Below are 9,191 nucleotides of genomic sequence, written 5' to 3' on the forward strand. Positions count from 1 at the left end.
ACCCGGCTCGACACGCGGCGGTCGGCTGTCGGATAGTTCAGCACGCTCCTAGGTGGTCACCGTCGAGGGCCCGTAGAAGGAGGCCACAGTCGAAAGGCCCACCGATGAAGGCAATGATCTATCACGGTCCCGGCCGGAAGGCGTGGGAGGACGTCCCCTGCGCCAGCATTGAGAAGCCAACGGACGTGGTGGTCAAGATCGAGACCACCACCATCTGCGGCACCGACCTGCACATCCTCGAGGGCGACGTGCCCGCGGTGCAGGACGAGGGCATCCTCGGCCACGAGGGCGTCGGGATGATCACGAGGTCGGCTCGGCGGTCACCTCGTTACAGGTCGGCGACCGGGTCATCGTCTCCTGCATTTCCGCGTGCGGGCACTGCGATATGTGCAAGCAGCGGGTGTTCTCGCACTGCCTCGCCGACGAGGGTGCGTCCGGCATCGGCTGGTCCTCGGGCACCTGATCAACGGCGCGCAGGCCGAGTACGTCCGAGTGCCGTTCGCTGAGACGTCGGTGTATCGGCTGCCCGACGGGGTGGCACCGCAGGAGGGCGCGATGCTGTCCGACATCCTGCCGACCGGTCACGAGATCGCAGTCGACCTCGACGCGAACCGGGTGGAACAGGCGAAGCGATTCGGCGCCACACACGGGGTGCTGTCCAGCGACGACGACTGGAAGGACCAGGTGATGGCGTTGACCGATGGGCTCGGCGTCGACGTCGCCATCGAGGCGGTGGGGATACCGGCGACCTTCCAGATGTGTCTGGACGTCGTCCGACCCGCGGGGCACGTCGCCACCGTGCACGACGCCGGCGTGCCGCTGCCGCTCGACACGCTGTGGATCTCGAACATCACCATCGATGGGCCTGGTGAACACCGACACCACCGCGACGCTGCTGAAAATGGTCGCCGAACACAGCCTGCCCGCCGACCTGTTCGTGAGCCACACCTTCGACCTCGGCGACATCGAGAACGCCTACGACGTGTTCGGCCGGGCCGCCGAGAGACGCAAGCGCTCGAGGTTGTGCGCTTCCCAGTTGGACGAGCTGGACATCGAATCAGGTCGGGCACGCTCAGTTTGTCCGACAGCAGATAGCGGATACGTCGCGAAGAACCGAGACAGCGACGATGATTCTTGGTGAGCCGGATCGCCGTGCCGGAACGCGACGGCCCCGTTCCTCTCATGCCATGACAGGAGGCGAAGGCAATGGGAAACAATGAGCCAAGTGTCAGGGAACTTGCTGTGAACGAATGTTGGGCGCTGCTTCGTACCGAGAATGTGGGCCGTCTCGCCGTGTGGGTGGACGACCACCCGGATATCTTTCCCCTCAATTATGCGGTCGATCATGGAACCGTCGTGTTCAGGTCCGGGAGAGGAACCAAAGTGTCCGCTGCGCTGTCGGATGCGCCGGTTGCGCTGGAAGTCGACGGCTACGAGGCGCCGGCGCATGAAGCGTGGAGCGTGGTGATCAAGGGACGTGCCGAGGGGATCCGTGAAATCGATGAGTTGATGGACACGGTGGATCTGCCGCTCTTTCCATGGCAGGCGGGGGCGAAGAACCTGTTCGTCAGACTCGTTCCCACCCTGGTGACTGGCCGCCGGTTTCCGGTCGTCGACCCGACAATCTGGCATACGCCCTTCTCGAATGTGCGACGTTCGCCTTCGGAGTAGCTGTGTGGACTGCACGCTACCGGTCGACCGGGAGGTGAACCTCACTGTTCTCTGTGCTATGGCAACGGAACCTGTTGACACGCAGATGGAGCCGGGCTCGTTCGCCAAAACCGCTCGATTGCCGTCCGCACGCACTGGCGTGAGTGATCGGGTGGCGGCGAGGGAGCCCGATCAGCCGGACCCGGGCTGTCCCGCATGGGGAGTTGAAGGATCGGAGTTTGAGGCGTGTAGTGGAAGTTGCGCCGTGGCCCGGCGGCGCACCCGACAACAGCCACGCTGAAGAGACCAGGATTCGAGCACGACAACTTGGTCGGTTTCGCCCATTTCGAAGACGTCCCCGTCTGGTTGAGGGCATGAACACCTACCGCGATCTCTTCGGCGCCACGGAAGGTACGACCGTGCTGAAACAAGCGAAGAAGAATGACCTGTCGCGTCTGCTGGCGAAGATCGTCGTCGTCGGAGTACTTGCCGCGTTTCCGATGGCCGCGGTGGCAGCACCCGCTGCGGCCGCCGCAGTGTCGGGGGTTGTGCAGGTCGATCGGAACGGGCAACACCCCCGAGGCGGGGACGAGGACCAGGACGATCAGCAGGACGAGAACGAACTCAATCCGTTCGGTGGTCTATTGGGCGAGTCCAACCCGTTCGGCGACATGTTCGGCGACATGTTCGGTGGATCGAATCCGTTCGGTGGTCTGCTCGGCGAGTCCAACCCGTTCGGCGACATGTTCGGCAGCAGCTGAGTCGGCTGTCCGGTTACGTTCGGCGACAACAGAGTTCGCCGGGTATGACCTGCCCAGACGTGTCTCGAAGGAGGTCGGATACCCGCAGCGAGGGTGACAGACCAGCGATCAGGGCCGATTTCCTCTATTGCCGTCGCGACGTCTCGTCGATTATGGCCATGAGGTACCGAGCCGGAGTTCGCACTCAGGGCTCAAACGACGGAGACCGCACGTGTCAGACTTCGACGAGCGCGAGTTAGAGCAGGTCGCGAAAGCCACAGTGGAACAAACGCTGCAACGCGTGATGGATCGGTTGCAGCGTGAATGCAAGGGCAAGTCGGTCGAGGAGACGAAACGTCGCGTGGCGCAGGCGTGGGAGGACGCGACGGATGCGGCGATCACCGATCCCGAGTTGACGACGTATGCCCAGAAGCTGGCCGCCGGCTCCCGGGTCATCATCAGGCTCACGTAGCGGGTCGGGGAGTACCGATGACGCTACTTATCCTGCTGCGGCCCACCGGGTGGGCGACGTAGGCACCCCGCCCCGGTCCAGCGGTTGGTGTGCACAACGGGCATGAGGTAACCGCGTGCACCGGCCACATCCGATGGGAGCAACGGTGTTCTAGAGGTTTACCGACCAAGCGCGGCGCACCGTCGTCCTGGCCTCGGAAGCGGCCCGGGCCCACCACCACGACTACCTCGGAACCGGGCACATTCTGCTGGGCCTCGTCCGTGAACATGACGGCGCAGCAGCGCGAGCGCTGGAATTGTTCGAGTGTCGGAGGCCGTCATCGACAGCCGGCTCACCACCGGTCACGGCGAGCCAGCCCGATCCGGGCACATCCCGTTCACCCGGCACGCCAAACGGATCCTCGACGCGGCGCGGGGCGGCGTTACGATCGGAGCTTGGGACCGGGCGCCGGGGTGCGGGCCGCCTACCGGCTCGTTCGTTTCCCAATCCACCTGGTCGACGATGTGGTGCTGCCGGTGATCTTCGACGAGGACGCGCCGGTGCGGCGGGCGTACGAAATGTTCCTCCTCGGCTGCGACGGTGTTGGCGGGGCCCTGCCCTGGCGCCGCCGGTGCTCGCGCTCGCCGGGATCCTCCTCGGTGCCGTCACCCTCGGCGTATCACTCCTGCACGTCTGCCCGCTGAACCGTGAAGGGTCGGGATCGAACGGATCTGGCAAGCATGAGAATTCGCTCACGCGGTCGGGGTGGCGCTGATCGACTGCGAAAGTCGACACGTGGGTTCGCTGACACTTCCGGTGACGGGGTCCTGCCGTCATGACGTCGCCGATTTCCGAAGGACAGTCCTAGGTCTGGGTGATCTGGTTTGCTGGAGTGAGGAGACGCGGGCGGGTCCGGCGTCGTTTCCGGGGTGTTCCGGCGCAGATCGGGTGAGACTCATGGAGCGGTTGACCGCACAGGACGTGATGACCCTGTGGCCGGACGAGGCCGGATGGCCGCAGGACATCGGCCTGGTGGCCCTGCTCGACGGTGGCGACCTCGTCGACACGGACGGCCGATTCCCGATCGAGGAGGTACAGGCGTCGATCGAGGCGCGGCTGGCGCTGGTGCCGCGTCTGCGGCAGATCGTGTTCGTGCCTCGGTGGGGTCTGGGACGGCCACTGTGGGTGGATGCGGCCGCCTTCGATATCCGCGACCACGTGCGCGCCGTCCCGGCGGCCGATCACGCTGACGAGGCGCGGCTTCTCGCGGTGGTCGAGGAGTTGCGTCGGTGTCCGCTCGTCCGGTCCCGGCCGCTGTGGGAGATGTGGTTCGTACCCGAGCTGGCGGGAAGCCGGACCGCGATCTATCTCCGCGTTCACCACGTGATTGCCGACGGCCCGGCCGGGGTGGCCATGCTCGGTGCCCTGTTCGACGCTGCACCCCACGGCCCGGTACCTGCTGTGGAGCCGTGGATCCCGGCGCCGGTTCCGACGGTGACGGAGCTTGTCGTCGACAACCTTCGTCGCCGCCGGGCCGCGATCGTTCGGATGCTGACGGCGTGTCTGCGTCCGGCGATGATCGTGAGCCGTGTTCGGGGTACGTGGTCATCGGCGCGGAAGATGGTCGCCGAGGGGCGGGCGCCGCGGAGCAGTCTGAATCGGCGAATCGGTTCTGCTCGTGAATTCGCCGTCGTCGATGTCGAACTCGGGACGATGCACGATATTTCTCATCGGTACGGCGCGAAGATCAATGATGTTCTGCTCACCGCCTTCGCCGGTGGCCTGCGCGAGCTGCTGCGCGGTCGGGGGGAGCCGGACGCCCTGGAGTTGCGTGCGGTGGTGCCGGTGTCGCTGCATCGGGACCTGCCGGGGCCGGCGCGCGGCAATGTGCTCGGGCAGATGATCGTGCCGCTCCCACTCGGAATCGACGATCCCGTCCGCAGACTGGCGGCGATAGCCGCCGACACCGCCACCCGCAAGCGGTCTGTCCGTCCTCGCCTCGGAGCGGTGGTGGCCGGCCCGATCGTTCGGTGGAGTGCGCTGACGATGCTGCCTCGTCAACGGATGATGAACACCTACGTCGCCGACGTGCCCGGCCCACCCGCCCCGCTCTTCTTTCTCGGGGCTGAGGTGTGCAAGATGATCCCGGTGGTGGCCCTGATGGGCAACATCGCGGTGGGTGTCGGTGCTCTCTCGTACGCGGGGCAGGTCACGATCACCGTCGTCGGTGACAGTGCCGTATGCCCCGAGGTCGATGTGATCGCCCACGGAGTGGCCAGGACACTGCAGGCACTCGAGGCAACGCTGTACCGGAACTGATGCACCGGCGAGTCCATGCCGTGCGAACTCGCAACTGGGGTGGGATTGTCGGCGCGCCGCCGGTGCGGGTGTTCCGCATTCGGTCGATCTGACGACGGCATCCGGTGGTGCACGTCAATTGCCGTCTCTTGCGGTTCCGACCCGGGCCTTCGCACAATTCATTCAGGGGGACTGCGCACCACGGCACGGCAGAGAGCAATGGGCGCGCCTCGGTGGAGTCTCGGCCGAGCCGGGGAACCGTGAACCGGCGTGCTCGAATGCACTCGGTGGACGCGTCGAGCAGCAAGCGTGCGCGTCGCCCGATGCTCGAGCGCGTCGCGCGAGAGGTGCCGGCCACGCTCGGGCCCACGCCTTCCCCGTTCGTGTGGGGCATGATGGACTTCGCGTTCGGACCCGAACGCACGCTTGCTTCGCTGGACGCGGGCGATCCTTCCCGATCACGTGGTTGTCGAGTGGCCGGGGCCGATCACTGCATCCAGGAAACGCGCCCGAACCGATCACCGCCGCGATCGGCGATCAGTTCGCCTTGCGGCCGGCCCCCTTCGGCGGCCCATCTGGCGCAGGCCGGCGAGGGCACCGCGGACCGAGAACAACGGACGGGATGACGACGTGGGCTACGACTGGATCTCGTTCACCACCGATTACGGGCTCTCCGACGGGTTCGTCGCGGCGTGCCACGGTGTCATCGCCCGGTTCGCGCCGGGTGTGCGCATGATCGATGTGACCCATGCGGTGCCGCCGCAGCGCCTCCGGTGGGGTGCTGCGGTGCTGGCACAGACGGTGCCGTACCTGCCGCCTTCCGTGCATCTGGCGGTAGTCGATCCAGGCGTGGGCACCGATCGCCGCCCGATCGTGGTCGTCACCGACGCCGGGGTGTTGGTGGGCCCGGACAACGGATTGCTGCGACCGGCGGCCGAGGCGCTGGGCGGGGTCCGCTCCGCGTACCTGCTTGCCGCACCCGACTATCGGTTGAGTACGGTGTCCGCGACGTTCCACGGTCGAGACATCTTCGCGCCGGCCGCCGCGCACCTGGCTGTCGGCGTGGCGCCGGAGCGGTTCGGGCCCCCGATCGACCCGGACTCGCTCGCGCGCCTGAGGGCACTCGAAATTGACGCCGTACCCGGCGAACTCAGCAGCGAGGTGCTGACCGTCGACCGATTCGGCAACATCCAGCTCGCAGCGACGGCAACGGATCTGGCTGCCGCGGGCCTACGGCGCGGTGATCACGTGACGATCCGGGCCGAGGGGGCCATGGTGCCCGCCACCGTCGCCCGCACATTCGCCGACGTGCGGTCGGATGAGTTGCTCGTCGTGATCGACTCGGCGGATCACGTGGCGGTGGCCGTGAACGGCGGCTCGGCGGTCGAGCGGCTCGGCGAGGCGGATCGGTTCACCGTCGCTCGCCGACGGTGAACTGGCGGCGGCACACTCGACTGCCCGCGGCATTCGCCGACGAACCGCGCCGCGCTGCTCCGGCCGCAGCGGGTCGACCTCGGGCAGGGAGCGCGTGGACGCCGGGAGCGAGCAGATCGGGAGACTCACCCGCGTGAGATTGCCCGGCAGATCGTCGAGCCCTGCAACCCGGCGAACCTCTTGCTCGCGCATCTCGCTGATGCGCAGGCTGCCCTCGAGGACTTTCTGCGTTGTCGCCGGTGAATGGGATGTGCCCGGCGGCCGGGGCGGGGCCCGTCGGTGCGCTGAGGCCCTCGAGGTTGCTGTCGGTGCCGGGGCGGTGGCACCCGATGAGGGCAGCGCTGCTGCTCCGGGGCGGTTGGGGTCGAGGATCTGGGGCGGGCAGGTGTTCGGTGCCGACGCCAGTTCTGGTGGTGGGTGCCGGCGGCGAGGGGTGACCACGCGACGGGCTCGATCGGAGAATCTCTGGAACACCCTGACGCGCGTACCTCCCAACCGTGGAGGGCTAGCGACCGTTCGCCGCGAGCGTCAGGTACCCGTCGATATGCTGCACGCATCCTTACTGTTCGCAGCGAAGAGACGGTGATCGAGTTGTCTGATCCGCAACGTGCCCAACCCGGACGAGCTGGACGCCGTGGTGGTCGACTCATCCTCGACGTCGGCGGGCGGTAACCGTGGACGCGCACATCGTGTTGCCGACCACCGACGGGGAGTCGTTCGCGTCGTTGCGCCGCCGGGCCACGCCGAGGGCGGAGCGGTACGCGCTCGGCAAACGCCTGCGCAAGCAGGCACCGCGGTCGGCGCTCGGCGAGTGGCGCGCACCGGACGATCGCCCCGATGTGGTGGATCAGATCGGTGTGTCGCATCGGGGTCGGGTGGAATCGCTGATACCGGTCAGGGTGGGGCGGATGGCGGCTTCGCCGTATGGTTTTCTGCGCGGCACCGCGATCGTGATGGCCGAGGACCTCGCCGGGCTGCCGGCGACCGGAATCCGGCCGGTGATCTGCGGGGACGCGCATCTGGGCAACTTCGGGTTCTACGCTTCGCCGGAGCGCGACCTGGTGCTGGATCTGAACGACTTCGACGAGGCGCATCCCGGCGGCTGGGAATGGGACCTGCGCCGATTGACTGCGAGCATCTGGGTGGCGGGCCGGCAGAACTCGGCGACCGAGGGGCAGTGCGAGAGTGCGGTGAAGTCTTGCGTCGCCACCTATCGCGAGCATGTGCGCTGGCTCGCGGAACAACCATTGCTGGCGCGCTCGTTCGAGCGACTCGACCTGGACCGGCTGCACGCGACGGCGTCGGACGAGTCGCTGCGCCACGAGATCACCCGCGCCGCGGAGCGGGCTCGGCGCCGTGTCAGCGACCGGGCGCTGCCCCGATTCACCGAGCAGGACGACACCGGCCGGCGCATCGTGGAGGAGCCGCCGCTGATCACCCGGGTGTCCGAGGCCGAGGCCGAGCATCTCGCCGCCGGGCTCGACGAATACCTCACCACGCTGCCCAGCCATTGGGCACGACTGCTCAGTGGCTACACCGTCGTCGACGTCGCGCACAAAGTGGTCGGCGTGGGCAGCGTCGGACTGCGTGCCTACGTCGTGCTGTGCGAAGGGAGCAGTGCCGACGACGTGCTGTTCCTGCAGCTCAAGCAGGCGCGTCGATCCGTCGTGGCGCGTTTCGTGCACGGCGAGTCTGCCTGGCACGACCACCAGGGGCGGCGCGTGGTCGAGTACCAGCAGGCCCTGCAGACCGTCAGCGATCCGTTGCTCGGCTGGACGACGGTGGAGGGCCGGCAGTACTACGTGCGGCAGTTCCGGAACATGAAGGGGGCGGTCCCGATCGACAACCTCAGCGCGGCAGCGCTGACCGACTACGCCGGCATCTGCGGGCGCCTGCTCGCGAAGGGCCACGCGCGGACCAGTGGTGCGTCGATGATCGGCGGCTACGTCGGAAAGTCCGACACGCTCGACGTCGCTTTGAGCCGGTTCGCGCACGCCTACGCGGATCAGACCGAACGCGACCACGCCACTTTGGTCGACGCGGTGAAGCGGGGGAGGGTGCCGTGTGAGCCGCCGACGTGAATCGGTGTGAATCTGTGGTCCGGCCTCGCGGCGACCACACGTCACTGCTTCTTCGCGTACCTGACCGTCGCCGCTACCTGTAGGGGCAAGGGAGTCCGCGGGAACCAACGGCAACCCGCGTGGTCCGCGCCCGCCAGAAACCCGATGAACATCTTGCCCATCGGGTCGGTCGGGTCGTACACGTTGCCATCAATGTTGAGGGCTACGTTGCGCTCGACGAGATGACCGCGACCCCACGCGTCGTCCATAGGTTGGTCGACACGGCGCTGCAGAGGAACGTCTGATTGCGTTTGGTGTGCCCCCGTCGAGGCGACGGGCGTCGGGTCCGAGCTCGACTGCCCACCTTCGACGGGCGCAGTCCTGCCGCCCGCGCGAGGCCACCTCCGGATCGATGTAGAGATCCCATGGCTTGAATACCGGGTATCGGCCGCGCATGTCCCTGAGGATTCCGTCCGGTCGATTGCGGAGGGGTCGCGTAGGGAACAGCGAATCCTGTGGCTCTGCCGCCGAATGTCGGTGCCGCGGGCTAGCGTCGGG

7 protein-coding genes and 2 pseudogenes are annotated in these 9,191 nt (G+C 67.2%); all 9 read left to right on the forward strand.

Annotation, left to right across the window (positions count from 1 at the left end; translation table 11 throughout):
• Positions 1–104: 104 nt before the first annotated feature.
• A pseudogene (locus P3H15_RS51850) lies at positions 105–1,009 on the forward strand (alcohol dehydrogenase catalytic domain-containing protein); the annotation flags it as partial.
• 197 nt (positions 1,010–1,206) lie between these two features.
• The gene (locus P3H15_RS51855; protein WP_276144468.1) at positions 1,207–1,671 is read left to right on the forward strand and encodes a pyridoxamine 5'-phosphate oxidase family protein; all 465 of its coding nucleotides are present in this window, start codon (positions 1,207–1,209) and stop codon (positions 1,669–1,671) included.
• Positions 1,672–2,024: 353 nt separating this feature from the next.
• Complete coding sequence (locus P3H15_RS51860) at positions 2,025–2,411, forward strand: hypothetical protein (RefSeq protein ID WP_276144469.1); 387 nt, start codon at positions 2,025–2,027, stop codon at positions 2,409–2,411.
• A 211-nt stretch (positions 2,412–2,622) separates the two neighbouring features.
• Positions 2,623–2,862, forward strand: a complete 240-nt coding sequence (locus tag P3H15_RS51865; RefSeq protein WP_276144470.1) for a hypothetical protein — start codon at positions 2,623–2,625, stop codon at positions 2,860–2,862.
• A gap of 187 nt (positions 2,863–3,049) precedes the next feature.
• Positions 3,050–3,157, forward strand: a pseudogene (locus P3H15_RS55665) (Clp protease N-terminal domain-containing protein); the annotation flags it as partial.
• A 139-nt stretch (positions 3,158–3,296) separates the two neighbouring features.
• Positions 3,297–3,545 carry a hypothetical protein gene (locus tag P3H15_RS51875; protein WP_276144471.1) on the forward strand — a complete coding sequence of 83 codons (249 nt, stop codon included), beginning with the start codon at positions 3,297–3,299 and terminating at the stop codon, positions 3,543–3,545.
• Between the two features lie 253 nt (positions 3,546–3,798).
• On the forward strand, positions 3,799–5,160 hold the full coding sequence (locus P3H15_RS51880) for a wax ester/triacylglycerol synthase family O-acyltransferase (protein ID WP_276144472.1): 1,362 nt from the start codon (positions 3,799–3,801) through the stop codon (positions 5,158–5,160).
• Positions 5,161–5,769: 609 nt separating this feature from the next.
• Positions 5,770–6,573, forward strand: coding sequence for an S-adenosyl-l-methionine hydroxide adenosyltransferase family protein (locus P3H15_RS51885; protein ID WP_276144473.1), 804 nt, complete (start codon positions 5,770–5,772; stop codon positions 6,571–6,573).
• 674 nt (positions 6,574–7,247) lie between these two features.
• The gene (locus P3H15_RS51890) at positions 7,248–8,654 is read left to right on the forward strand and encodes a DUF2252 domain-containing protein (RefSeq protein WP_276144474.1); all 1,407 of its coding nucleotides are present in this window, start codon (positions 7,248–7,250) and stop codon (positions 8,652–8,654) included.
• Positions 8,655–9,191 lie beyond the last annotated feature (537 nt).

This window comes from Rhodococcus sp. T2V (assembly GCF_029269925.1).
In the GTDB taxonomy this organism is placed as follows: domain Bacteria; phylum Actinomycetota; class Actinomycetes; order Mycobacteriales; family Mycobacteriaceae; genus Rhodococcus_F; species Rhodococcus_F koreensis.